At 64.9% G+C, this 24607-nt stretch carries 23 protein-coding genes and 1 tRNA gene; 6 read left to right on the plus strand and 18 right to left on the minus strand.

What is annotated here, in order from left to right:
* Positions 1–209: 209 nt before the first annotated feature.
* From JJT62_RS08185 to JJT62_RS08195, 3 genes are all read right to left on the minus strand, one after another.
* Positions 210–971, minus strand: coding sequence for an FkbM family methyltransferase (locus JJT62_RS08185; RefSeq protein WP_202072226.1), 762 nt, complete (start codon positions 969–971; stop codon positions 210–212).
* A 249-nt stretch (positions 972–1220) separates the two neighbouring features.
* Positions 1221–1296: transfer RNA gene (locus tag JJT62_RS08190), tRNA-Lys, on the minus strand.
* A 112-nt stretch (positions 1297–1408) separates the two neighbouring features.
* Positions 1409–1954, minus strand: coding sequence for a hypothetical protein (locus tag JJT62_RS08195; protein WP_202072227.1), 546 nt, complete (start codon positions 1952–1954; stop codon positions 1409–1411).
* Positions 1955–2225: 271 nt separating this feature from the next.
* On the opposite strand from JJT62_RS08195, the gene mdh reads away from it, so the two are divergent.
* On the plus strand, positions 2226–3188 hold the full coding sequence (gene mdh, locus JJT62_RS08200; protein ID WP_202072228.1) for a malate dehydrogenase: 963 nt from the start codon (positions 2226–2228) through the stop codon (positions 3186–3188).
* Between the two features lie 9 nt (positions 3189–3197).
* Here mdh and JJT62_RS08205 read toward each other — a convergent pair whose 3' ends face one another.
* The 3 genes from JJT62_RS08205 to rpmB form a co-directional block, all read right to left on the minus strand.
* The gene (locus JJT62_RS08205) at positions 3198–4223 is read right to left on the minus strand and encodes an SDR family oxidoreductase (protein WP_202072229.1); all 1026 of its coding nucleotides are present in this window, start codon (positions 4221–4223) and stop codon (positions 3198–3200) included.
* 84 nt (positions 4224–4307) lie between these two features.
* Positions 4308–5579, minus strand: coding sequence for a family 1 glycosylhydrolase (locus JJT62_RS08210; RefSeq protein ID WP_202072230.1), 1272 nt, complete (start codon positions 5577–5579; stop codon positions 4308–4310).
* Positions 5580–5752: 173 nt separating this feature from the next.
* On the minus strand, positions 5753–6049 hold the full coding sequence (gene rpmB / locus JJT62_RS08215) for a 50S ribosomal protein L28 (RefSeq protein ID WP_202072231.1): 297 nt from the start codon (positions 6047–6049) through the stop codon (positions 5753–5755).
* A 389-nt stretch (positions 6050–6438) separates the two neighbouring features.
* Here rpmB and JJT62_RS08220 point away from each other — a divergent pair, with 389 nt between their 5' ends.
* From JJT62_RS08220 to JJT62_RS08230, 3 genes are all read left to right on the plus strand, one after another.
* Positions 6439–7329: an NAD(P)-dependent methylenetetrahydromethanopterin dehydrogenase gene (locus JJT62_RS08220; protein ID WP_202072232.1), complete on the plus strand. Its 891-nt coding sequence runs from the start codon at positions 6439–6441 to the stop codon at positions 7327–7329.
* A gap of 172 nt (positions 7330–7501) precedes the next feature.
* Complete coding sequence (gene fae, locus JJT62_RS08225) at positions 7502–8011, plus strand: formaldehyde-activating enzyme (RefSeq protein ID WP_202072233.1); 510 nt, start codon at positions 7502–7504, stop codon at positions 8009–8011.
* 260 nt (positions 8012–8271) lie between these two features.
* On the plus strand, positions 8272–9300 hold the full coding sequence (locus tag JJT62_RS08230; protein WP_202072234.1) for a hydantoinase/oxoprolinase family protein: 1029 nt from the start codon (positions 8272–8274) through the stop codon (positions 9298–9300).
* A gap of 92 nt (positions 9301–9392) precedes the next feature.
* On the opposite strand, the gene JJT62_RS08235 is transcribed toward JJT62_RS08230, so the two are convergent.
* The 12 genes from JJT62_RS08235 to JJT62_RS08290 form a co-directional block, all read right to left on the minus strand.
* Positions 9393–9986 (minus strand): DUF447 domain-containing protein, encoded by a 594-nt coding sequence (locus JJT62_RS08235; RefSeq protein ID WP_202072235.1) that lies wholly within the window; start codon positions 9984–9986, stop codon positions 9393–9395.
* A complete protein-coding gene (locus JJT62_RS08240; RefSeq protein ID WP_202072236.1) occupies positions 9970–11388 on the minus strand; it encodes a DUF6513 domain-containing protein in 1419 nt (472 codons plus the stop codon). Before JJT62_RS08240 ends, JJT62_RS08235 begins: the two co-directional genes overlap by 17 nt.
* A 508-nt stretch (positions 11389–11896) precedes the next feature.
* Positions 11897–12457, minus strand: coding sequence for a flavoprotein (locus JJT62_RS08245; protein ID WP_165054814.1), 561 nt, complete (start codon positions 12455–12457; stop codon positions 11897–11899).
* The gene (locus tag JJT62_RS08250) at positions 12454–13089 is read right to left on the minus strand and encodes a uridylate kinase (protein WP_202072237.1); all 636 of its coding nucleotides are present in this window, start codon (positions 13087–13089) and stop codon (positions 12454–12456) included. The genes JJT62_RS08245 and JJT62_RS08250 overlap by 4 nt, the downstream gene beginning before the upstream one ends.
* 1 nt (position 13090) lies before the next feature.
* Positions 13091–14206, minus strand: a complete 1116-nt coding sequence (locus JJT62_RS08255; protein WP_202072238.1) for a (5-formylfuran-3-yl)methyl phosphate synthase — start codon at positions 14204–14206, stop codon at positions 13091–13093.
* A gap of 217 nt (positions 14207–14423) precedes the next feature.
* A complete protein-coding gene (locus JJT62_RS08260) occupies positions 14424–15734 on the minus strand; it encodes a folylpolyglutamate synthase/dihydrofolate synthase family protein (RefSeq protein ID WP_202072239.1) in 1311 nt (436 codons plus the stop codon).
* Positions 15735–15755: 21 nt separating this feature from the next.
* A complete protein-coding gene (accD, locus tag JJT62_RS08265; protein ID WP_202072240.1) occupies positions 15756–16619 on the minus strand; it encodes an acetyl-CoA carboxylase, carboxyltransferase subunit beta in 864 nt (287 codons plus the stop codon).
* Positions 16616–17506 carry a tryptophan synthase subunit alpha gene (trpA, locus tag JJT62_RS08270; RefSeq protein ID WP_202072241.1) on the minus strand — a complete coding sequence of 297 codons (891 nt, stop codon included), beginning with the start codon at positions 17504–17506 and terminating at the stop codon, positions 16616–16618. The genes accD and trpA overlap by 4 nt, the downstream gene beginning before the upstream one ends.
* Positions 17507–17684: 178 nt before the next feature.
* Positions 17685–18083: a PIN domain-containing protein gene (locus JJT62_RS08275; RefSeq protein ID WP_202072242.1), complete on the minus strand. Its 399-nt coding sequence runs from the start codon at positions 18081–18083 to the stop codon at positions 17685–17687.
* A gap of 26 nt (positions 18084–18109) precedes the next feature.
* On the minus strand, positions 18110–18352 hold the full coding sequence (locus tag JJT62_RS08280) for an antitoxin (protein ID WP_202072243.1): 243 nt from the start codon (positions 18350–18352) through the stop codon (positions 18110–18112).
* A gap of 54 nt (positions 18353–18406) precedes the next feature.
* Positions 18407–20329, minus strand: a complete 1923-nt coding sequence (locus JJT62_RS08285; protein WP_202072244.1) for a potassium transporter Kup — start codon at positions 20327–20329, stop codon at positions 18407–18409.
* A 24-nt stretch (positions 20330–20353) separates the two neighbouring features.
* The gene (locus JJT62_RS08290) at positions 20354–22309 is read right to left on the minus strand and encodes a potassium transporter Kup (protein WP_202072245.1); all 1956 of its coding nucleotides are present in this window, start codon (positions 22307–22309) and stop codon (positions 20354–20356) included.
* 245 nt (positions 22310–22554) lie between these two features.
* Here JJT62_RS08290 and JJT62_RS08295 point away from each other — a divergent pair, with 245 nt between their 5' ends.
* Both JJT62_RS08295 and JJT62_RS08300 read left to right on the plus strand, forming a co-directional pair.
* A complete protein-coding gene (locus tag JJT62_RS08295; protein WP_202072246.1) occupies positions 22555–23346 on the plus strand; it encodes a dienelactone hydrolase family protein in 792 nt (263 codons plus the stop codon).
* A gap of 212 nt (positions 23347–23558) precedes the next feature.
* Positions 23559–24584, plus strand: a complete 1026-nt coding sequence (locus tag JJT62_RS08300) for a Ppx/GppA phosphatase family protein (protein WP_246744800.1) — start codon at positions 23559–23561, stop codon at positions 24582–24584.
* The last annotated feature ends 23 nt before the right edge of the window (positions 24585–24607 follow it).

The raw sequence follows: 24607 nt of genomic DNA on the forward strand, positions 1-24607 counted from the left end.
CTTTTTCATCATTCCCGGCGGGCCGAAAGCCCGACCGGGAATTTAGCGCCGCAAAAGCGCTGGTTCGGCGCTGGATTCCCCGTCGCTCGCTCGAGCGAGCGTCGGGGTGACGTCGAACCAATGGAGCGGATCTCGTATCAGCCCGTCGCGGGGCGTGTCAGCCCATCGCGGGGAAAGACAAAGTGATGCATTGCCGGGCGTGCATTCCCTCACGCCGCTTCCCTTGCGCTGGCGGGATTCGCGACGCTCTCGCCGAGCTGAGACAGGAGACAAAGTGTGTCGAACTCGAGCTCGCTGAAGCGATAGCCTTCCTTCAGGAGCCTGCGGTAGAGCTTCTCGAGCGTCGCGCGCGTCGAGTGGCAATGTTCGAAATGAATGATTTGCGGCTTCACGCCGCAATCGAGGAATTGGTCGACGATCTCGACGTCATAGCCTTGGACGTCGGTCAACAGCACATCGACCGACTCTATGCCGTGCTTTCGAAGCAGGGAGCGAACCGATAGACAGGGTACCTCGATCGACCGCGTCTCAGCGTCGAAATCGTGCACCGCGCGCTGCAATGCGTCTTTCTTGAGGCTTGCGAAGACCGTCAGGTTCGCCGAGCCATCCGGCGAGTCTGCGACATGCAGCTTTGCGACGCCGTCGACGTCGCCGATCGCCGCATTTTCGAAAGAGAGCTGCGGTTCGAAGGCGTAGTTTTGCTTGAGGCTTTCGAAGACCCGCCGCTGGGGTTCGACAAGCAGGCCGCGCCAGTGATGTTTCAGCACGAAGCGACGAAGCGGATCGTCCTTGATCCCGTCATTGGCTCCGATCTGCACGAAAGAAAAGCCTGGCCGGTTCGTCGACGCCTGGATCAGAGCCAGCTCCAGGAAATCGATCGGCGCCTCCATTCGCCGTTTGATTGGCGAGAGCCGGTAGCCACAGCGCCCGAGACCCTTCTGAACGAGTGATTTAATTTTGCTCACGATCATTTGTCCGATCCTCCGGGACGGATCAGACTATTGTCGTCGGCGCTTCGGACAAGCGAGATTCAGGGGTAGCTCGATTGATCCATGCTGACCCGCCGCCGATTAAGACTGGGGCCACGTCCATCTGTCGTTGCTGGATGGTTCGTTGCGCCTGCCACGATGGGCTATTACGGATACGAGGGAGGGCTCGCCGCCCGTGCGCCACGCGGTCCTAGGCTTAAGTCATCAGCGATATAAGCCTATGATTTTTAATGGTGGGCGCACAAGGGCTCGAACCTTGGACCCGCTGATTAAGAGTCAGCTGCTCTACCAACTGAGCTATGCGCCCGTCCGGCGGGCTCACGCCCTCGGAACGAGGGTGCGAATAACAAATGCCGGCGCCCCTGTCCAGCGCCGTCTTGCGTCCGCCGTCAAATTTCTGTCGTGCGGGGACTTATCCCCTATTTTTGCGCCGGCCAGCCATGGATAGCGCGCGCCTTGGTGACGAGATCGGCCCAGGGACCCTGGTAGGCGTTGCCGGCCTCCGCCGTCGCCGCGGATTGCTTTTTCTCGCAAATGTCCTTGGCCGAGGCCGATTTCGGGCCCTCCACGAAGAAATAGACGACGTTCAGCTTCAGCGTCGAATAATGCTGGTCGAGCACCGTGCCGCGCTTCAGCACATTCACGCCCCAGACCGTATTTTTGCGTTCCGCCGGGGCGACGCCGGGCTTGAACCCATAGCCATAGTCGCCTTCGCCCTTCACGAGGTCGAAGCGCACATAGCAAAGCTCGCCCTTGGGCGGGGCCGGCTGGAAGACCAGTTCGCGCGTGACGATGGTGTCCTGATTATTGTAGCGAACCGTCGTATCGACCGGGAAATGCCAGACATCGACCTTGTCGAATTGCTGCAAAAGGTCCGCCTCGTCCTTGTCCTGGGCGGCCATGGCGGAGCCGGCGGCCATCAGAGCGGCGGCGACGATAAGGCTGCGAAAAACAGAAACGCCCATTTATGTTCCCCTCCAGGCGCTGCGAAACGCGCTTCTTGGCAGGTGGGAAGCGGCGCTTGCGCCCGCAAGCCCTGCGCTCATGCGCCCGGGGGCGGGATGCGCGGGATTGAGGCGCCGTCCTGCGGGCGCCATGGATTTGGGCGAAGTGCGACAGAGTTGGGCCCTTTGTTACGCCGGGCCTTTCTTGTGTCGAAAAAGCGGTCCGCGCGTCTTCCATCCGGCGCCAAACCGCGCTAGCAGTTTTCGCGAAGATCCCAGCACGAGATTGATTATGTCGCGAAAGAAAATCGCTCTGGTCGGCGCCGGCAACATCGGCGGAACGCTCGCTCACCTCGCGGGCCTGAAGGAGCTTGGCGATATTGTTCTCTTCGACATTGTTGATGGCGTGCCTCAGGGCAAGGCGCTCGACATTGCCCAGTCTTCGCCCGTCGCCGGCTTCGACGCGCATCTCTCGGGCGCTTCGGACTATTCGGCCATCGCGGGGGCCGACGTCGTCATCGTCACCGCGGGCGTGCCGCGCCAGCCGGGCATGAGCCGGGACGACCTTCTGAGCGTCAATCTCGGCGTCGTGTCGAAAGTCGCCGGCGGCATCAAGCAATATGCGCCGGACGCCTTTGTCATCTGCATCACCAATCCGCTCGACGTCATGGTCTGGGCGCTGCAGAAAGCCTCGGGCCTGCCGACCAACCGCGTCGTCGGCATGGCGGGCGTGCTCGATTCGGCCCGCTTCCGCTATTTCCTGTCCGAGGAATTCAATGTCTCGGTCGAGGACGTCAGCGCCTTCGTGCTGGGCGGCCACGGCGACGACATGGTGCCCTCGGTCCGCTACTCCACCGTCGGCGGCGTCCCGCTGCCCGATCTCATCGCCTTGGGCTGGACGACGCAGGAGCGCATCGACGCCATCGTCGACCGCACGCGCAAAGGCGGCGGCGAGATCGTCGGCCTGCTCAAGACCGGCTCGGCCTATTATGCGCCGGCGACCGCGGCCATCGACATGGCCGAGAGCTATCTCAAGGACAAGCGCCGGGTGCTGCCCTGCGCCGCCTATCTCAATGGCGAATACGGCGTGAACGGCCTTTATGCCGGCGTGCCGACCATCATCGGCGCCAATGGCGTCGAGAAGGTGATGGAGATCAAGCTCGACGTCATCGAGCAGGCTATGTTCGACAAATCGGTGAACAGCGTGAAAACGCTGATCGAGGCCGCGAAAAAGCTCAACTCCGATTTCGCCTGAGGCGGCGTCTCAATGGGGGCGTGAGGCGCGCCCCCATAAAAAGGCGCCCGTCAGCAAGCCCAGCCCCGCCATAATGGCGCCGCCGCGCAAATGCGCCGGATCGACCGCCATAATGTGATCCTTCGACCTTTGCGTAAAGCGGCCGCGCGGACCATGATCCCGGTGGTCGGGGCCGATGAGCTCGTCCGGGTCTCCCGGTAAAACCGGGTCGTTGGAGAGCTGCTTCTCGTAAGCGTTCCACGCGAGATAGTGGTCGAGAAAGCCCGGCGCGACCATCTGCCCGACAATCGACTGCACGGTCGGCGCGCCAAGCCACAATTCGCGCGGCGCGCGCCGGGCCTGCGCCGCCTCGACAATCGCTTGCGCGATGGCTTCCGGTTCATAGACGGTCCCGATCGGCTGGTGCCGCTTTGCAAAATGCGTATGCGACCAGTCGAATTGCGGCGTGTTCACGCCGGGAAGCTGGGCCATGGTGAGGCGGATGTTGCTGCGATCGTGAATAAGCTCGGCGCGCAGCGAATCGGTGAAGCCGCGGATCGCGAATTTCGCTGCGCAATAGGCCGATTGCAGCGGGATGGCGCGATAGGAGAGGGCGGAGCCAATCTGAATAATGTGGCCCGCGTCGCGCTGGCGCATGTGCCTCAGCGCCGCGAGCGTCCCGTGAACGTAACCGAGGAAAGTCGCTTCCATCACGCGGCGATATTCCTCAGGGGTAACCATATCGACGGGGGCGACGACCGTTTCCATGGCGTCATTCACCCAGACGTGAATGTGACCCCAGCGCGCGACGACCGCTTCCGCCGCGGCGAAGACGTCGTCGGCTTTGGAGACATCCGCCAGAAGCTCGAAGGGCTGGCCGCCCGCATGGGCGACGTCGTGATAGGCGCCGTCCAGGCCCTCCGGGCTTCGAGCCAGGAGAGCAACGCGATAGCCGCAGCGCGCGAAGGCGACGGCTACCGCGCGGCCGATTCCTGCCGAGGCGCCGGTGACGACCGCGACGGGGGCTTCCTCATTCGGGGCAGACTCTCGTGACATGGGGCCACTCCATTCAGCCGCCCGCGACAGACATGTGAGACGCGCGCCGCGCGCGGCAACAGGCGCGGCGCTTTTTCGGCGCCCCTACCGATTTTCCGATGTTTCCGTTTTCTGCTGGACGGCGCGGGGCTCGGCGCGTTCGGGGCCATAGGGCGCGAGCGGCACCTTGAGGCAGACGCTTTGCGCCGGCAGCACTTCGCGCCAGTCCTTGATGAGCTGCTTATAGGCTTTTCCGACCGCTCTGGGCTTGCGGTCGAGATCATAGAGACCAAGCGGATTCACCCTGCCGCGCGCTTCGCGCAAGGCAATGTCCCAGTCGATCTGGTCGATCAGCGAATACCATGTGAAGCCGACGATCGGCATGCCGGAGTTTCTGACGCGCAGCACATTCGCCCATTCCTTGCGAAGCCAGCGCACAGCCTCGTCGCAGCACGGGCCTTCGCTGGTGTTGGTTTCCGTATGCATCACCGGCAGGCCGTAGCGCTCGTAATATTGGCGCGTGATCTCGTTGTAGCCGAAGATCTCGCCGGAGGAGGCGGTCTTGCCGTCCTTCGTCACGGTGTGCTCGTTGCGCCAATAGTAGTCGTTGCCCATGATGCAATGGCTCTTGAGATGCTCGCGCATGAAGAAGTCATATTCGTCGACGCTCATTCCGTTATCCATGAGGAAACGGAACATCTCCGAGTTGACGCGCCGGCCGTAATTGAGGTCGAGCGAGAGAAAACGCCGCTCGTTCAGCCGCTCGGCGTGATCGAGCGATTGCGGATTTTCTGCATGGAAATACTCAGTCGATTCGCTCTGGATGAAGATCGCGTCCGGCCGCACGGCGAGGATGGCGTGCATGGCGAGCACATTTGCTTTCACAATGTGCTTGAGCGCCGTGACGAAGCCGCGATCGGTCGTGAGCTGCTCGTTCCACCAGCCGTAAGCGGCGGAGTAGGTGGCGCAGACGAACATCTCATTGACGGGCGTATAGAGCTGCACGGCGGGGAAGCGCTTGGCGAAGGCGCGGGCGTAGCAAGCGAAGAGCTCGGGGAAGTCCGGGTTCTGAAAATTGCCGATCCAATCCGGCACACCGAAATGGCAGAGATCGGTGATCGGAATCACACCACGTTTCTCGAGATCGCCGAAGGTCAGATCGGCGAAGCTCCAGTCGTAGCGGTCGGGGCCCAGCCAGGTAATATGCAGCGGTACGCCGTAGCGCAGCGTTTTGACGCCGAGATCCTGGGTGAGATCGAAATCCTCCCGCCAGCGGCGATAATGGTCGCAGATTTCCATCTCGTCGATTCGCTTGCGGCCATTGTCGATCGTCGGGCTGCTGTTCTCGATCCCCGTGCTGAACATGAAATGCGTCATCGCGCGCCTCGCCGACCGCCGCCCAGACGATTAGCTATGGGAGACGCTGCGGACGGAAAGGCGCGATCAAACAGGAAAACCCTGCCGCCCGAGGCGACAGGGTTTGGACCGCGAGCCTTCAGGCTCGCAATTCAGGGAGCGAGCCTGAAGGCTCGCGGTCCGTTTCCGGAAGATCAAGCCGTCGCGGCGGCGGCCTGCTTCTTCTCGATCTCACGCTTGAGCACGCGGGCGCCCTGCGACAGCTCCTCGTCGCGCGCCTTGGCCAGGAAGGCGTCGAGGCCGCCGCGATGCTCGACCGAGCGCAGCGCCGCAGCCGAGATGCGCAGGCGCACCGAGCGGGCGAGGACGTCGGAGGCGAGCGTCACATTGACGAGATTGGGCAGGAAACGCGTGCGCGTTTTGCGATTGGAGTGGCTGACGAGATTGCCCGTCTGCACGCCCTTGCCGGTCAGCTCGCAACGCCGGGACATTGAACTTCCTTTCGAACCGTTTAGTGCTTCCAAACGCCGAGAGAGCCAGAGGCCCAGTTTCCACCGGCGATGGGGGAAAACGACAAAAAAGCTCGTCACTCCCGCGCCGAGCCCTGTTCGCGAGCCTTATAAGAGCAAAGCCCGCCGAGCGTCAACCGGGCCAAGCGCATTGCTTTGCGGCGGCGCACATGGCGTTCCGCGGCGCCATATTCGCCTCTGGACATTGGCTTCGTTCTGGGCTCTAAGCCTGTCGGCTCCGGGGGTGAGGCGCGCCAGCGCTTATCTTGCCCGGATAAACTTGAGAAATCGACAGCGCCGGCGCCTGTCCTTCAGACGCGCCCGCCTCGCCAGGGCGCCGGGCCATAATGACAAAGGTTGGGGATCTTCCTATGGCCAAAGCAATTCTGCATATGCTCAGCACCTTGAAGCATATGAGTCCGTTCGACGTGAACATGGCCCTCGACGCCGGCTATGACGCCGCCATTCCCTACACCAATGTCACGCTCGACGAGGTCACCGCGCTGGTGCAGGACGCCATGTTCTCCCGCGCCCCCTCCGCCGCGCTGAAGACGGGCATTTTCTTCGCCGGCCGCGACGCGGTTCTCGCGCTCGACATGCTGGAAGCGGCCAAGAAGGCGCTGCTCAAGCCCTTCGAAATTTCGCTCTTCGCCGACCCCTATGGCTCCTTCACCACCGCCGGCGCGATGGTCGCCTGCACCGAGAAAGTGCTGAAGGACAAGAAGCAGCGCGACCTCAAGGGCGCCAAGATCGTCATCTACGGCGCGACGGGCGTCGTCGGCTATTCCTCCGCGGTGATCGCGGCGCTCGAAGGCGCCGAGGTGACGATCGTCGGCTATAGCGGCCTCGAGCGCGTCACGGTCCAGGCCGAGGAGATGAACAAGCGCTTCAACATCAAGGTGGCCCCGGCCGACGGCAGCACCCAGGATCTCGTGCGCGCGCTGCTGCTCGATCATGAGATCGCGCTCTGCTGCGCCCGCGCCGGCGTGCAGGTGCTCTCGAAGGCGGACCTCTCCGCGGCCAGCAATCTGCTCATCGCCGCCGACGTCAACGCGGTGCCGCCGCTCGGCGTCGAGGGCCTGGGCCTGCACGACAATGGCGTCGTGATCTCGGAGCATGGCGCGCTCGGCATCGGCGCGCTCGCCATCGGCAATGTGAAATACGGCGCTGAATCGGGCCTTTTCAAGCAGATGGTCACCTCCGACAAGCCGCTCTGCCTCGATTTCCGCCACGCTTTCGCTCTGGCGCGCGAGCTCGTTTAACATACCGCGCGTCCGCGGATTTTCCGCCTTGGCAAGGACGCGCGAAACTGATTGAGTGCGCGCCGCGGAAGGGCCCGCGGCGCTTCTCAAGGCCGGCGCAATTTTGCGCACGGCCCTTTCCGAAACGCCTGCCTTTCAGGCAGGGCGTAGGTTTCTTCGAAAGGAAACGCACATGGCCAAGATCACCAAGATGCTGGTCGGCGAGTCGCTCGTCGGCGAGGGTAACGAAGTCGCTCACATCGACCTCATCCTGGGCCCGCGCGGCTCGGCCGCCGAGCTCGCTTTCGCGAACGCTCTCGTCAACAACAAGGACGGCTTCACGACCCTTCTCGCGGTTGTCGCGCCGAACCTGCTCTGCAAGCCCAACACGATCCTCTTCAACAAGGTCACCATCAAGGGCGCCAAGCAGGCCGTCCAGATGTTCGGCCCGGCTCAGCACGGTGTCGCCAAGGCCGTCGCCGATGCGGTCGCCGAAGGCATCATCCCGGTCGAGGAAGCTGACGACCTCTTCATCTCCGTCGGCGTGTTCATCCACTGGGACGCCAACGACGACAAGAAGATCCAGGACTACAACTATCAGGCCACCAAGGAAGCCATCGCCCGCGCCGTCGCCGGCGAGCCGAAGGCCGCCGAAGTCGTCGCCAAGCGCAACGACGCCAAGCACCCCTTCGCTCCGAACTGAGTTCGAGCCAAGGCTTGGAATTGAAGGGGAGCCGATGGCTCCCCTTTTTTGTTGTTTGGAGCCGCGGGCGTAGCGGATGCCGGGCGTGAGCTATCCCTCCCCTTTACGGGTAGGGTGGCCCCGCCGAAAGGCGGGGTCGGGTGGGGCCCAGCCCCAACCACTCTCGTTGCTGCGCGGACCCCACCCGGCGGCCTTTGGCCGCCGACCTCCCCGTAAAGGGGAGGTATGGGCGCCCCCATCCTCCGCAGAGAATTTTAAACATGACCGCGATCATCGGCTGGGACATCGGCGGCGCCCATGTGAAGGCGGCGCGCGCGGAGAATGGGCGGCTCGTCGCCGTGACGCAGCGCGCCTGTGCGCCGCATCTTGGCCTGGCGCATCTCGAGGCGCCGATCCACGAGACGCTAAGAGAGCTGGGACCGGCGGCGCATCACCGCGTGACGATGACAGCCGAGCTGTCGGACGCCTTCGAGAATCGCGCGAGCGGCGTCGTTTCAGTAGCGGCCATCGCGGCGCGAGAGATCGTCGGCGATACGCTTTTCTACGCTGGCGCCCGCGGTTTCGTGGCGCGCGCGCAAATCCGTGAGGCGGCGGAGGCCGTGGCCTCCGCCAATTGGCGCGCCAGCGCGGAGCTTGTCGCGCAGCATTGCGCCGAAGCGCTTTTCATCGACATGGGCTCGACAACGACCGATCTCGTTCCGATTCGCGGCGGCCGCGTCTGCGCGCTGGGCGCGACGGACGCCGAGCGGCTCGTGAGCGGCGAGCTTTGCTATGCTGGGTTTTCGCGCGGCGCGCCCCAGGCCTATGCCACGCGGGCGCCGATCAGCGGCCGATGGACGCCGCTCGTCAACGAAGCTTTCGCGTCGATGGCCGATGTTCGGCGGGTCCTTGGCGATTTGCCGGAAGGAGACTGCGGCGCGGATTTGTCGCCGACAGCCGATGGCAGGCCGAAGACGGTTGCGGCGTCTCACGCGCGTCTCGCGCGCCTCGTCGGTCTCGACGCCGGGCAGCTCACGCCATTGCAGGGGCGCGCGCTTGCGGCGCATTTCTCACGCGCGCAGATGCGCGCGATAGAGGATCAGATCGCTCTGCTGGTTTCCCGCGAAGCCGTCGCGCCCGATGCGCCCGTCATCGGCGCCGGCGTCGGCCGCGCGCTTGTCGCGCGTCTCGCGCAGGCGCAGGGCCGCGCCTATCGGGATTTTGCCGAATTCATCGCCGCATCAGACGAGCTGCGCGCGCTAGCCGCTAATTGCGCGCCAGCAGCGGCGCTGGCGCTTCTTTCGGTTTGATCCGCCTCCCTGTCCCTCCCCCGCTTCACGGGAGAGGGGACGCTCGCGATCGGCATTCGTGATGAAGGCCTCGGTCTACTCCCTCTCCCGCGTCAGCGGGGGAGGGTTGGGGAGGGGGCCGCCGCAGCTTTCGTCAAGTGCGCGGCGATCTTCTGCATCACCATCTCCCAGGCCTCGCGCTCGTCCTCTCCGGCCGTCTTGTCGATCGCGATCTTGAGATAAGCGATCTCGCTGTCGATCTTCTCGCGCGAGAGCCTATCGAGCCGCGTTGCGAGAATCGCCGCCTCCAACACAGCGGCGCGCGCGCGATTCATGCCGAGAAACGGACGATGCGATTCCGTGTGCTGCACGCGGCAAAAGAAGCGTGGGCGCACGGCGTCCTCTTCGACGCGCTCCACTTCGAGCGCCGCATGCGCGAGCGCCGCCGACAAGCGCGGCGCTGGCCAGCCAGTCACATCCGTCAAAGGAAAATTACGCACGCCCGTCACAAGGCTCGCGAAGATGCGCGCGTTATCGGTGAAGCTCGCCGTGAGCTTCCCATTGCGTTCAAGATTGCTCAGCGTCGTAGAAGGGCGGAAGGGCGCGGCGATCCAATAGCCGCCTTCCTCGATCAATCCGAGCGGCGCCACATGCGGCTGGCCTTCTGCCGTCAGCGTAGTGACGACGCATTCATGAATCAGAGGCATTGCCTTTTTCCTCGCGGGCCTTGCGCATGGTGTGTCCCATCTCTTTGAAGCGGGCCGCGTCTTCTTCATCCTTGTCGATGGCGGCGCCGAAATCGAGCGGCTCGTCCTGGCGGTAGCGCTTGCCAAGTTTGAAGGCGAGCTCCGCCTTCATCAGCTCCGCGCCGAGATAGAAGGCATGCGCGCCGTCTTGCGCCACGTTCAAATGCGGAAAGAGCGACATGGCGTCGGTCTCGACACAGTGGAAATTCTTGGCGAAGACATGCACGCCGTCGCGCGTGACATCTATGCGGAAGTTCACGTCGCGCAATTCGCGGGCAAGTTCGGCGATCTCTTCCGGCGTCGCCGAATAGGGGCGCTTGTCGTGCACTTGCAGCAGCGCGTCGCTGTAGCCTTTTGGCAAAGCGCGATCGGCGCGCGCCGCATACATCAGGCGCCGCGCCGCGTCGTGCTCCTGTAGCGTGCGGCGCGTATGCGGGCTCACCTGCACGGTGAGAAGATGGCGGATATTCAGCTCCGAGCAAATGCCGAGCATGGCCGCCGTGACGCCCGCCGAATCGGCGTCGGTCAATTCGGTGAGATTGCCCGTGCCCATCATGATCTCGGCGTCGGGTTCGCGCGCGCGGATTTCGACGTAACGCGCAATCGAGGCTGCGAAGCCGAAGTGAATGGGATCGAGAATCGGATCGAGAATGAAGTCGATGCCGCGATGTCTTGCGATGCGCGCGGCGCGTTGCAGCGAATCGAGATCGCCATGCGGGCGCGGCACGAGGATCGGCACGAGCGGCGAATTGTCGGGCAGGATCGAGAGCGTTTCTTCGTCAAGGCTCAAGAGATGATCGACGCCGGCCTTGGCGGCGCGCGTCAGCTCCGCGACGCTCGCGGAATCGACCGAGACCTTGAAGCCTTCCGATTTCAGCGCTGCGATCGTTTCTTCCATATGGTCGAAGGGCGTATCCGGCAGGCAGCCGAGGTCGATCACATCGGCGCCGGCGCGTCGAAGCTCGCGCGCCTTGGCGACCACCTCTGCGACGCTCATCTTCGAGGCGTCGACGATCTCGGCGAAGATGCGCATGTCGTGGCGCGAGAGATCGGGCTTCGCGCCGCCGCGGCCCAGAAACGCAGGAAGGTCGGCGACCTCCTCCGGCCCGCGCTCGAAGGGCACGCCGAAGCGCTGCGAAAGCGTATCGAGATCGGCTCGGCAGCGGCCCGGCACGATGACGCGGTCGGCCTCGACGGGGCGGGGCAGGCGGCGCTCGATGATCTCTTGCGTCATCAGCGCCGCGACCTTCACCCCGATATTGTGGATACGCCAGTCCCGCGCCGCCTCGCCGAAGCCGGCGACCATCCGCTCCAGACGCGGATAGGCCAGATGTCCGGTAAGAAACAGCAGGCGCTCGCTCATGCTTGGGCTTTCTTGGCAGAGTTTCCTGGCGTCACGCTTGGTCGCTGGGCGTGAGCGTATCCCTCCCCTTTACGGGGAGGGTGGCGCGCGAAGCGCGACGGCTGGGGTCAGCCCCAACCACTGTCGTAGCGGCTCGAGCCCCACCCGGCGGCCTTCGGCCGCCGACCTCCCCGTAAAGGGGAGGTAAGGGGATCAACCACGCCAGATCGCCATTTGCCCAACTACCTTACGATCCGATTTAACATGAAGTAGGGGCCTTACCCCACCCCGGCCTGCTTTGCAGGCCGACCCTCCCGCTGGAAGGGGGATCACATATCTCGGGGCCGTCATGGCCGGGCTCGTCCCGGCCACCCACGCCGTGCAGTTGCCAGAGCGCGCGGGGGCGGATGAGTTTACGGCCTCGCAATCCCCGCATGTCCGACAGCGCGTCCCGAGGCAGGCCGTATCCCTCGGCGTGGATGGCCGGGACAAGCCCGGCCATGACGGCGGCGCAACACCAAGGATCGAGTCAGCTCTGCCCCGTCAGCTCGCGCTTGCGCCGCTCCACAGCCTCCTGCAGCGCGGCGAGGCTTTCGGCGACCTGCGTCGCCTCGAAGGATTTCAGCCGGTCGGTGTTCTCCAGATCGATGCGGCGCGGATAGACCATCACCATGCCCTTGGGGGCGCGGGTCTCCAGCTCCGGCGCGGTGTCGCAGGCGAAGACAATGGTCGGCACGCGGCATTTGCCGGCCTGCGCGAAGACGTTTGTCGCAAGATTGTCCGAGATGCCGGCGACGGCCTTGGCGACCGTGTTCGAGGTCGCGGGCGCGACAACCAGCGTGTGATAGACGTTGTAGTAGAAGTTGCCGACCGGCGCGGCGCTTGCGGTCGTGTCCTTGAAGATGCGGATCGTGTCCGGCAGATCGAGGTCGTGCTTATACATCCGCACGACTTCCGCCGCCGCCTTGCTGACGAACAGGTCGCAATGGTCGAGGCCGCGGATCATCTCGAGACATTCCGTGAAGAAATGGCCCGAGCCCGTGAGCGCCCATCCCCAACGCGGCGAAACGACGTCTTTCTTTTTTGTCATGAAGCGATCTTCTGTGTTGCGGAAGCGACAGGCGCGCCGGGCAGGGCGCCGCTGGCCATGAGCGCGCCCGCATTGGCGAGCGCGCGTGGGCCGGCGACATTGACGGGCATGCCGTCGACATAGTCACGAAAAGCCGGATCCACAATGCCGGCGGAGGCGATGCTTTCCAAAGCAGAATCGGCGCCGATATCGACGCTTTTGATCAGTAATAAGGCGCCTGCGCCTGTTTGCCGCGCGAGCCAGGCGGCGAGGCTATCCGAGGTGACGTCCCAGCCGGGCGCGATGTCGCGCGCCGCGCCGACCATCTTTGCGGCGCGCCACAAAGCGATCTGGCCGCGCCGATGCGCCGCGTCGATCTCCTCGCGGGTCGCCGCGAGGGTAAGGCCGTAGAGGTCGGCAAGCGCCAGCGCATATTGCTCCATGGCGAGAACAGCCATGGCGTGCGCGGCTTCTTCGGAAAACTTGAGCTTCGGCTGCGCGGCGCGCACGGCGTCGGCGAAGGGGCCGCCGCCGCAAACGAGCGTCAGCCGATGCGGCCAGCGCGCGAGCGCCTCGATCCAGCGCGCGAGATGGGGCGAGTCGTGGAGACTGCCGCCGATCTTCGCGACGAGGAGGGGCGCGCGCGTTGTCATATCAATCCGGCACAGCGCGTTTATGGTCGTGGCGCTCGCGGCGGATTTTCACGCCGACGGCGCCGGGCGCGACGTCGAGCTTCTCGACCTGCACGGTCACCGCGCGCACGCGCTCATGCAACAGCACGCTTTCGGCGAGGCGCTCGGCGATCGTTTCCACCATCGCGACATGGCCGCTCGCCAGGATCATTTTGATCGCGTCCATGATGACGTCGTAGGAGAACACCGCGCGCATATCGTCGGAGATTTCGGCGCGCGTCACCTCGGCGTCCACATTGAAGCGCACGCGCTGCGTATGGCCATATTCATGCGCATAGGCGCCGACTTCCATGGGCAGCACATAGTCGTGCAGGAAGACGCAATCCGTGTCGTCGACGCCCGGCGGCTGGATGAAGCCGCGGGCGATGAGCGCCCATTCGGCCGCCATTTCCTCGACGACGTCGGGGCGCGTCGGGATGAGGTCGCGGATCAGCGCCACGGCGGCGGCGGAGAGCGCGCCCTGCCGATCGCCTTGCTCGCAGAGCGCGCCGCGAAAGCCGATGACGTCGGCGCCGGTGACGAGAAGACGCGGCACGTCCGGCGGCTCCAGCGCGCCGGCGAGGCCCGCCGCCAACCGCAGCTCGTGGCAGCTCGCGGCGAATTCGGAAAGCGCGCCGACCGTCATGATGTCGATCAAACGGCCGTTGTTCTTATGCGCCGTGTCGAGCATGGCGCCGTGGAAGCCGGCCTTGGCCAGCGCCGGCAGCCGCGAGAAATCCGGATGCAGATCGGCAAAGAGCACGGCGACGAGCTTCACGCGCTTGGCGATCGGCGCGAGGGCGGCGATGATCTCGTCGGCGTCGGGCGTCGAGGGCAGCGCGAATTTTACATATTCGACGCCGGTCTCGATCGCTTCCTCGAAGGCTTGGCGGGCGTGTGCGGCGTCATGCGGGAGATCCACCACGGCGCTGACCGGGCGCCGGCCCGCCACAGCGGCGACGATCTCCTTGATCTGCGCCAAAGACAGCGCGCCCAGCGCGCCGCGGACGGGGTCCTTGCAGTCGATGATGTCGGCGCCATAGGCGAGGGCGGTCTCCGCCTCCTCTCGCGACAGAACGCTGGCCAACATCAGTGTCATTTATTCAGGCTCCAGGAGAAACTCATCGCGCAGTTTTCTCCCTCTCCCGCTTGCGGGAGAGGGTGGCCCCTGCGTGAGCAGGGGTCGAGTGAGGGCCCGCCCTCATCCGTCACCGCTTCGCGGTGGCGCCTTCTCCCGCAAGCGGGAGAAGGAAGAATTCCGCGCGGGACGGATTCTCCATATACGCTCTTGTCACTTCTGTGAATTGCCGCGCTGGCTACTCGATCTGCGACCCATTGGCCGAGAGCACCGCCGCCGCAAGATACAGCGAACCGGCGATCAGCACGCGCGGCGGCTGATCGAAGCTGTGCGAGGCGAGGATTTGCAGCGCTTCCTCGGCATTATTGGCGTGCGCCGCCACAGGAATGCCTTCGGCCCTGGCGAGCGCGGCGACTTCCTCGGGCGGCCAGCTCTTATGCTCGCCCTCCACCGGCACGGCGACCATCTCGCGCGCGAGGCCCGCGAAATGGCGTAGCAAGGCGCGGACGTCCTTGGTGGTCTGCGCGCCGCAGATCAGCGCCAGCGGGCGAGGCGCGCGGTCGTGGAACTCGGCCATCGCTTCGGCCAGCACGCGCCCGCCGTCGTCATTGTGGCCGCCGTCGAGCCAGACTTCCGCATTGGCGGGCGCAAGATCGACGATATGGCCGCGCACCAGCCGTTGGAGCCGCGCCGGCCATTCGGCGCGGGTGAGGCCGGCCTCGATGGCGGCGGTCGGCAGATCGGGCGCGACGGCGCGCAGCGCGGCGATGGCGTTGGCGGCGTTCTGATGCTGGTGGCGTCCGGGGAGGCGGGGCAAGGGCAGATCGAGCAGCCCGCGCTCATCCTCGAAAACGAGCCTGCCATTTTCCTCGCGGACGTAGAAATCCTGCCCGGCGACACAGAGCGGGGCGCCGACGCGGCGGGCTTCGCGCTCCAGCACCCTCTCGGCCCCCTCCGGCTGGAAGCCGATGATGGCGGGGGCGCCGCGTTTGAAAATGCCCGCCTTTTCATAGGCGATCTTTTCGACGCTATCGCCAAGGAACTCCATGTGGTCGAGCGAGACGGAAGTGACGATCGCCGCCTTGGGAGTCTTGATGACGTTGGTCGCGTCGTAGCGCCCGCCGAGCCCGGTTTCGAGCAGCAGCCAGTCGGCAGGCGTGTCTGCGAAGAGGGAGAAGGCCGCCGCCGTCGTCACCTCGAAGAAGGTGATGGGCTGGCCGCCGTTGACCTCCTCGCAGCGCTCCAGAATGGCGTTGAGGCGCGCGTCGTCGACGAGCTTGCCGCCGCCCTCCGCGCCGAGCCGGATGCGCTCATTGAAGCGGATGAGATGCGGCGAGGTATAGACATGCACGCGCTGCCCGGCGGCCTCCAGCATGGCGCGCAGAAAGGCGATGGTCGAGCCCTTGCCATTGGTTCCGGCGACGTGGATCGTCGGCGGCAGACGCAGGTCAGGGCGCCCGAGCGCCTCCAGCAGCCGCTCGGTGCGACCGAGCGACAGGTCGATTTTCTTCGGATGGAGTGTGAGCAGCCGCGACAGGATCGCGTCCATTGCCGTCGCGCCTTTCGTAAATCAGGCGGCCCGGCGGGGCGGCGTCTTGGTGAGAAGGCCGCACAGGCGCCCGAGCGTCTCGCGCATCTCCTGACGCGCCACCACCATGTCGACCATGCCGTGATCGCGCAAATATTCGGCGCGCTGGAAGCCTTCGGGCAGCTTCTCGCGAATGGTCTGCTCGATGACGCGGGCGCCGGCGAATCCGATAATGGCGCCGGGCTCGGCGATCTGCACGTCGCCGAGCATGGCGTAGGAGGCGGTGACGCCGCCCGTGGTCGGATTGGTGAGCACCACGATATAGGGCAGGCGCGCGTCGCGCAGGCGCTGCACGGCGATGGTCGTGCGCGGCATCTGCATCAGCGAGAACATGCCTTCCTGCATGCGGGCGCCGCCGGAGGCGGTGAAGATGATGAAGGGCGTGCGCTTGGCGAGCGCATGGTCGATGCCCGCGACAATCGCCTCGCCGGCCGCCATGCCGAGCGAGCCGCCGAGGAAGTCGAAATCCTGCACGGCGGCGGTGACCTGCGATCCGTTGAGCTTGCCGGTCGCCAGCGTCACGGCGTCCGGCGCGCCGGTCTTGACGCGATATTCCTTCAGTTTGTCGACATAGCGTTTGATGTCGCGAAACTTTAAGGGGTCAATCGGCGCTTCCGGAGTCGGCAGCAGCTCCAATTCGCCATTGTCGAAGAGGTTGGTCAAGCGCACGTCGACCGGGCAGCGCATGTGATAGCCCGAACTCGGCACGACATAGAGATTGGCCTCGATGTCCTTATGGAAGACGAGCTGGCCGCTCTCGGGGCATTTGACCCAAAGATTTTCCGGCGCCTCGCGTTTGATGAGGGCTTTGATCTTCGGCGGAACGACGTTGGAATACCAGTTCATGCCCAAAGCCTCTTGAGCCAGGAAAATACGCCGCCGTTTTTGGCCGGGGCCCCGCCGGCCGGCGCCCGCGCGCTGCGCACGCCGGCCGCGATGCTCGCGACGAGCGAGGTCACGGCCTCGACGCTCTTTTCCGTCGCCTTGCCGCCCTCGTCCAGCGACGCCTTCAAAGCGTCGACCAGCGCCGAGCCAACCACGACGCCGTCCGCATAGCGGGCGATCTCGGCGGCGTTCTGAGCGTTTTTGACGCCGAAGCCCACCGCGATCGGCAGCTTCGTATGTCCCTTGATCCGTTTCACGGCCTCGCTCACGCCGGCGTAATCCGCGAGCGCCGCGCCGGTGATGCCGGTCAGCGACACATAATAGACGAAGCCTGAGGTGTTTGCGAGCACCTTGGGCAAGCGCTTGTCGTCGGTCGTGGGGGTGGCGAGGCGGATAAAGTTCAGCCCCGCGTTGCGCGCCGGGATGCACAGCTCGGCGTCCTCCTCCGGGGGCAGATCGACGACGATCAGCCCGTCCACGCCCGCCGCCTTGGCGTCGGCGAGGAATTTATCGACGCCGTAGACATAGATCGGATTGTAATAGCCCATTAGCACGATGGGGGTGGCGTTGTCGCCGGCGCGGAAATCCTTGACGAGCTGCAGCGTCCCTTTCACGGTCATGCCGGCCTTGAGCGCCCTGAGCCCCGCCGCCTGGATCGCCGGGCCGTCGGCCATGGGGTCGGTGAAGGGCATGCCCAGCTCGATGACGTCGGCGCCGGCGGCGGGCAGCGCCTTGAGGATGTCGAGCGAGGTCACGGGGCCAGGGTCGCCCGCCATCACGAAAGTCACGAGAGCGGCGCGCCCTTCGGATTTCAGGGCGGCGAAACGGTCGTCGATACGGGTGGACATATTGGCGGCGATCTCTCGGTTCCCCCCTTCTCCTGCCGGAGAAGGCGCCGCGCGGAGGCGCGGCCGATGCGGGCTCTCACCCGGCCCCAGCTCACGCTGGGGCCACTCTCTCCCGCAAGCGGGAGAGGAGAGAGCGTGGGTGCTGATTATTCCGTGGCCAGCGTTCCGTCCACCCTCTTTATGAATCCCTCGTCCAATCCACGACTTTCATGATCGGGGCGAGTTTCAGAAGCGCGGCGTCGTTGGTGACGAGGACAGCGCCAGCGGCGCGCGCGTGGGCGGCGATCAGCATGTCCATGTTCGTAAGAGACAAACCTTTCGCCGCGGGATCGCAACGAAGCAGCGCGTATTCCGCCGCCGCTTCCGATGTCCACGGGAGAATCGCGACATGCGAGAGGAAATTCTCGACCAGACGTGCGAGGTTCGTGGCGTGAGCCGTTTTGGCGACGCCGAAACGAAGTTCCGCCTCTGTCAACACCGAGACGCTGAGGTCTGCGGGCGGCGTCTTTTCCAGATGGCGCTTTAGCGGCTCAGACGCCTTGCGGATGATAAAGCTCGATATATTGGTATCGAGCATGAAGTTGGGCTCGCGCATCAGGCTAATCAGGGAAAGTCGCGCGTCGGCGGCGGACTGGCGTCCCTGTCTGTCAGGAAATCCGAGGGCACTTCGGTTTCCGACGCAAGCTCGAAGAAATCCTCCCAGCTCGTCGGGCGTCTCGAAAGAATGACATCGCCGGTGACTTCGTCTCGACGGATGAAGACTTCTTCACCCTCGAACCGATATTTCGCAGGCAAACGAACGGCCTGGCTGCGGCCGTTCATAAAGAGTTTGGCTGTATCGGTCATTGACGCGCCCCGAGCTATACCAGAGTATAGATCGGATTCGATCCTCAGACAAGCCTAGATCGTCACCTGCGCCCCAAGCTCCACGACGCGATCCGACGGGATCGAGAAGAAGTTTGTGGCGTTCGCCGATTGCTTGGTGAGGGCCACATAGAGCTTGTCCTGCCAGGGCGGCATCTCCGAGGACGGGCTTTCTTTGATTGTCCGCCGGCCGAGGAAGAAGCTCGTGGTCATGATGTCATATTTGTAGCCCGCCTTGCGCATCAGGGCGAGCGCCGCGGGCACGCGCGGGCTTTCCATGAAGCCGAAATGCAGAATGGCCAGATCGAAATCGTTCGAGATTTTCGTCAGCTCGAAGCGCTTGTGCGGCGGCACGCGCGGGCAGTTTTCCGTGCGCACGCACAGGATCAGCACGCGCTCGTGCAGCACTTTGTTGTGCTTGATATTGTGCATGAGCGCGGTCGGCGCGACATTGGGGTCGTTGGTAAGGAAGATCGCCGTGCCCGGCGCGCGCATCGGCTTCGATTTCTCGAGCATCGGGATGAGCTCGGTCAGCGGAATCGAGTCGCGGTGAGTCTTTTCGGTGAGTAGCCGCGTGCCGCGCACCCATGTCCACATCACGATCATCGAACAGGCGCCGAGCGCCAGAGGCACCCAACCGCCCTCCACGATCTTGAGGAGATTGGCGGCGAGGAAGGCGAGATCGACGGTGAGGAAGGAGGCGATCACGCCGACGCTCAACCACAGCGGCCATTTCCACTCGCGCCAGACGACGATGAAGGCGAGGCTGGTCGTCACCACCATCGTGCCCGTGACCGCAATGCCATAGGCCGAGGCGAGCGCCGAGGAGCTGCGGAAGACGATGACGAGCAGCAGCACGCCCAGCAGCAGCAGCCGGTTGACGCGCCCGATATAGATCTGCCCTTCCTGCGCTTCCGACGTGTGGGTGATTTCGAGGCGCGGCAGCAGGCCGAGCTGGATCGCCTGACGCACGATCGAAAAGGCGCCGGTGATCACCGCCTGGCTGGCGATGATGGTCGCGACCGTCGAGAGCAGAACGAGCGGCAGCAGCGCCCAATCGGGCGCGAGCAGGAAGAAGGGATTACTGACCGCTTCCGGATTCGACAGAATGAGCGCGCCCTGGCCGAGATAGTTCAGCAGCAGCGCCGGCAGCACGAAGCCGAGCCAGGCGGCCTGAATGGGAAAGCGCCCGAAATGGCCCATATCGGCATAGAGCGCCTCGGCGCCCGTCACGCCGAGAAACACCGAGCCGAGGATCGCGAAGCCGAGCCAGCCGTGGTTGAGCAGGAAGCTCACGCCGCTGCGCGGATCGAAAGCCCAGAGCACCTGTGGCGCGTCGCCGATATGCATGGCGCCCAACGCGCCAATAGCGGCGAAAAAGACGACCATGATCGGGCCGAAGAGCGTCGCGACGCGTGCCGTGCCATGGCTCTGCACCCAGAATAGGGTGATGAGGATGAACAGCGTAATCGGCAGCACATAATCGCTGAAGCGATGGGTGACGAGCTCGAGACCCTCGACCGCCGACAGAACCGAGATGGCCGGGGTGATGATGGCGTCGCCCGAGAAGAGCGCCGCGCCGGCGACGCCTAATAGGAAGATCGCGAGCGAACGCCCGCCGACGGAGGATTCGGCGAGCGCCATCAGCGACAGCGTGCCGCCTTCGCCGCGGTTGTCGGCGCGCATCAGGAAGAGGACGTATTTCAGCGTGACCGTGAAGACGAGCGCGAGAATGAGGAGCGAGATCGCGCCGATCACCGCCTCCTGGGTCAACGCGTCGGCCTTCACGCTATGCGAGAGCGACTCGCGCAAGGCGTAGAGCGGGCTCGTCCCAATGTCGCCGTAAACGACGCCGATGGAGCCCAGGATCAGCGCGGCGGTCGACTGTTTTGCGTGCTCGGCGCCTTCTGCGCCGGCCGGTTCAGATGCGCCCGCGCCGATCTGCATATGCTTGGTCATTTACCGTCTCCGATAAAAAGCGGATCAGATGGTTAATTGCGCGCCGAGCTCGACGACCCGGTCGGACGGAATGGAGAAGAAGTCCGTGGCGTTCGCGGACTGTTTTGTCAGAGTGACGTAAAGCTTGTCTTGCCAGGCCGGCATTTCGGAGGCGGGGCTTTCCTTGATGGTGCGCCGGCCGAGGAAGAAGCTCGTGGTCATGATGTCATATTTGAACCCCGCCCTGCGCATGGCGGCGAGCGCGGCAGGGACGCGGGGGCTCTCCATGAAGCCGAAATGCAGGATCGCCTTGGAGAAATCTTCCGAGAGGCTCGTCAGCTCGTAGCGTTTTTCCGGCGCGACGCGCGGGCGGTTTTCGGTTTTGACCGAAATGATCAGCACGCGCTCGTGGAGCACTTTGTTGTGCTTCAGATTATGCAGCAGCGCCGCCGGCGCGACATTGGGATCGCTGGTGAGAAAGACCGCCATGCCCGGAACGCGGGTGGGCTTCGACTTCCGCATCATGGCGATGAGATCCATGATGGGGATCGAGTCGCGGCTCGTTTTCTCGGCGAGGAGGCGCGTGCCGCGCACCCAGGTCCACATCACGATCATCGACGCGGCGGCAAGCGCGATCGGCGCCCAGCCGCCTTCGCCGACCTTCAGAAGATTGGCGGCGAGGAAGGTGAGATCGACCGAGAGGAAGGCGCAGACGACGAGCGCCGTGAGCCACACCGGCCAGCCCCATTTTTTCCACACGACGAAGAAGGCGAGGGCGGTGTCGACGACCATCGAGCCAGTCACCGCGATGCCGTAAGCGGAGGCCAGCTCGGAGGAGCCGCGAAACGTCACGACCAGCAGCAGCACGCCGATCAAGAGCAGGCGGTTTATCCGGCCGATATAGATCTGCCCTTCCTGCGTCGCGGAGGTATGGGTGATTTCGAGACGCGGCAGAAGGCCAAGCTGGACAGCCTGACGCGCGATCGAAAAAGCGCCGGTGATGACGGCTTGGCTGGCGATCACGGTCGCGAGGGTCGAGAGGATCACGAGCGGCAGCAGCGCCCATTCGGGCGCAAGCAGGAAGAAGGGATTGGCGATCGCCTCGGGGCGCGACAGGATCAGCGCGCCTTGGCCGAGATAATTGAGCAGCAGGGCCGGCAGGATGAAGCTGAGCCAGGCGACGCGGATCGGGCGGCGCCCGAAATGTCCCATGTCGGCGTAGAGCGCCTCGGCGCCGGTGACGCCGAGAAAGACGGAGCCGAGCACCGCAAAGCCGAGCCAGCCGTGCTCGGCAAAGAATGTGAGGCCCAGCGCCGGATTGAAGGCCGCCAGCACCTGAGGCGCGTCTTGAATATGCGCCGCCCCCAGCCCGCCGATGGTGACGAAGAACACCATCATCACGGGGCCGAAGAACGCCGCGACCCGCGCCGTGCCGTGACTCTGCGCCCAGAATAACGTCACCAGGATGAAGATCGTTATCGGCACCACGAAGTCACTGAAACGATGCGTGACAAGCCGCAGTCCTTCGATCGCCGACATGACGGAAATCGCGGGCGTAATGATGGCGTCGCCGGAAAACAGCGCCGCGCCGGCGACGCCGAGCAGAAACACGAAGAGGGGCTTGCCGCCGACAGACGATTGCGCCAGCGCCATGAGCGACAGCGTGCCGCCTTCGCCGCGGTTGTCCGCCCGCATCAGGAAGACGACGTATTTGATGGTGACCGTGAAGATCAGCGCGAAAATCAACAGCGAGAGCGCGCCGATGACGGCCTCTTCGGTCAAAATATCGGCTTCCACAATATGCGCGAGCGACTCCCGCAAGGCGTAAAGCGGGCTGGTGCCGATATCGCCGTAAACGACGCCGATCGAGCCGAGGATAAGGCCGATGAGTCCGCCTTTAGGCTGTTCATGCGCGTGTTCCGACGGGGCCTCTTGCGGCGCGCCGGGAGGCTGTTTGGTCGGCGGGACCTTTCGTATTTCCGCGCCCGATTGTTGCGTCATGAAAACGTCCCTTCGGGAAAGCGGATATAGCGCGCAGCGCGCCGCGCCGGGAGTGGCTCGACCACGAGCTTCGGACAAACGCAACCTCGGCCCTTCCAGCGCGAGATGTTTCTCCTTCCCGCGAAGGGCGCCGCGATATACGCCCTTTTGTTGTCGAAGAGAAGGCTTAGTTTCGCCGTGCGAAAGGGCCCCTTGCGGGGGGAGGCGCCGGCGCGCAACTTGGCGTCGCGACAAGAGGATCGTCGATGAAAGATAAGCATGGCCCCGGCTTCGCCGCCGCCGTCGGATCGGTGTCCGTCCACACCATTCATACGGATGCCGCCGGTCTGGAGGCCGGGCTCACGACGCTTCCTGGCGGCGCCCCCGCTTATTTCGCGAGGCCCCAGGGCGGCGAAAGCCTGCCGGTTGTCCTCGTCGCCGAGGAGATATTCGGCCTGCACGAACATATTTGCGACGTTGTGCGACGCCTCGCCAAGCTCGGCTTTTTTGCGATCGCGCCGGATTACCTCGTGCGCTATGGCGACCCCATGGCGGCGCCCGACATCGACGCGCTTCGCATGATCGCCGCCAAGGTCCCTGACACGGAAGCGATGACGATCTTCGACGAAGCCCTGGCTTTCGCCATGGGCAAGGGCGCCGATGCGGCGCGCGCCGCCGTCACGGGCTTCTGCTGGGGCGCCCGCATAGCCTGGCTCTACGCCGCGCATAATCGGGCGCTTTCGGCTTGCGTTCCCTGGTACGGGCGCCTCGATGGCGCGCATACCGCCGTGCAGCCGCGCTGGCCGATCGACATTGCCGGCGAGATCGAGGTTCCAACGCTCGGGCTTTATGGCGGCGACGATCCGTCCATCCCGCGCGACGTCATCGCGCAAATGCAGGACAGGCTCGCAGCGGCCGGCGCGCCGGCGGAGATCATCGTCTATGACGACGCGCCGCATGGCTTTTTTGCCGACTATCGGCCGAGCTATCGCGAGAAGGACGCGCATGACGCCTGGGGGCGCATGCGCGCCTTTTTGCGGGCGCAGGGCGTGGGCTAGCCGAGATGGGCGCGCATTGCGCTGAGCCATTTTCGCCTTGCGGGCGGGTTCGCAATCCGGCAATTAAGACGTTTGACGCGAATTGGGTCGCGCGAGCGGCAACACGCGACGAAGCTTATCGCGGGAGCAGGAATTTGGCAGGGACCGTTCGGCCCGCTTATGCGGGCCCAGGTCTGGGGGCGGCTGGCCATGCGGCGCGGGCGCAGGCGGCGTTGACGGCTGACCCGGCCGGCGACGATCACGCGGCGCATGGCAACGGCCACACCTACGCCGCGCTCGATCTCGGCACCAATAATTGCCGCCTGCTGATCGCCCGGCCGGAACGGCGCGCCCGCCGGCGCGCCAATGAATTTCTGCGAATCATCGACGCCTTTTCGCGCATCGTGCGCCTCGGCGAGGGCCTGGGCCGCGCCGGCCGCATCAGCGAGGCCGCCATCGAACGCACCATCGTCGCGCTGGAAATCTGCCGGGACAAGATGGAGGCCCGCGGCGTCACGCGCGCGCGGCTCGTCGCCACCCAGGCCTGCCGCGGCGCCGCCAATGGCGAGGAATTCGTCGCCCGGGTGCGCGAGCGCACCGGCCTCGAGCTGGAGGTGATCGACCGGGAGACGGAGGCGCGCTTCGCGGCGCGCGGCTGCGGCTCGCTCGCCGATCCGCAGGCGGCGAGCGTGCTGCTTTTCGATATCGGCGGGGGATCGACCGAGCTCGTCTGGCTGACGCGCGCGCCGGCCGGCGGCGAGGGGCGCGAGTTGCACAGCTGGACCTCGCTGGAGCTCGGCGTCGTCACGCTCGCCGAACATTTCGGCGGCCGGGTGGTCGACGCCGCGACATTCGCGGCGATGAAAAATTACGCGGTGGACGCGCTGGAGCATTTCGTGCGCGAGACCGCCGAGGTGCGGCGTTGCTCCCGTTTCCATCTGCTCGGCACCTCGGGCACCGTCACCACCCTCGCCGGCGTGCATCTGGGGCTCGAGCGCTACGACCGCTGGCGGGTCGACGGGCTGTGGATGACCGACGCCGAGGCCACCAGGGCGATCGACCGCCTGCGCGGCATGGATTTCGAGGCGCGTGTGGCAAATGGCTGCATCGGGCCGCAACGCGCCGACCTCGTGCTCGCTGGCTGCGCGATTTTCGAAGCGATCCGCGAGATGTTCCCGGCCGCGCGCACCCGCATCGCCGATCGCGGCCTGCGCGAGGGCATGCTGTTGGAGCTGATGGAGGCGGATGGGGCGCTGTGAGCGTCTCGACGGGTCGCGGCTCA

The organism is Methylocystis sp. Sn-Cys (genome assembly GCF_016745395.1).
GTDB lineage: Bacteria > Pseudomonadota > Alphaproteobacteria > Rhizobiales > Beijerinckiaceae > Methylocystis > Methylocystis iwaonis.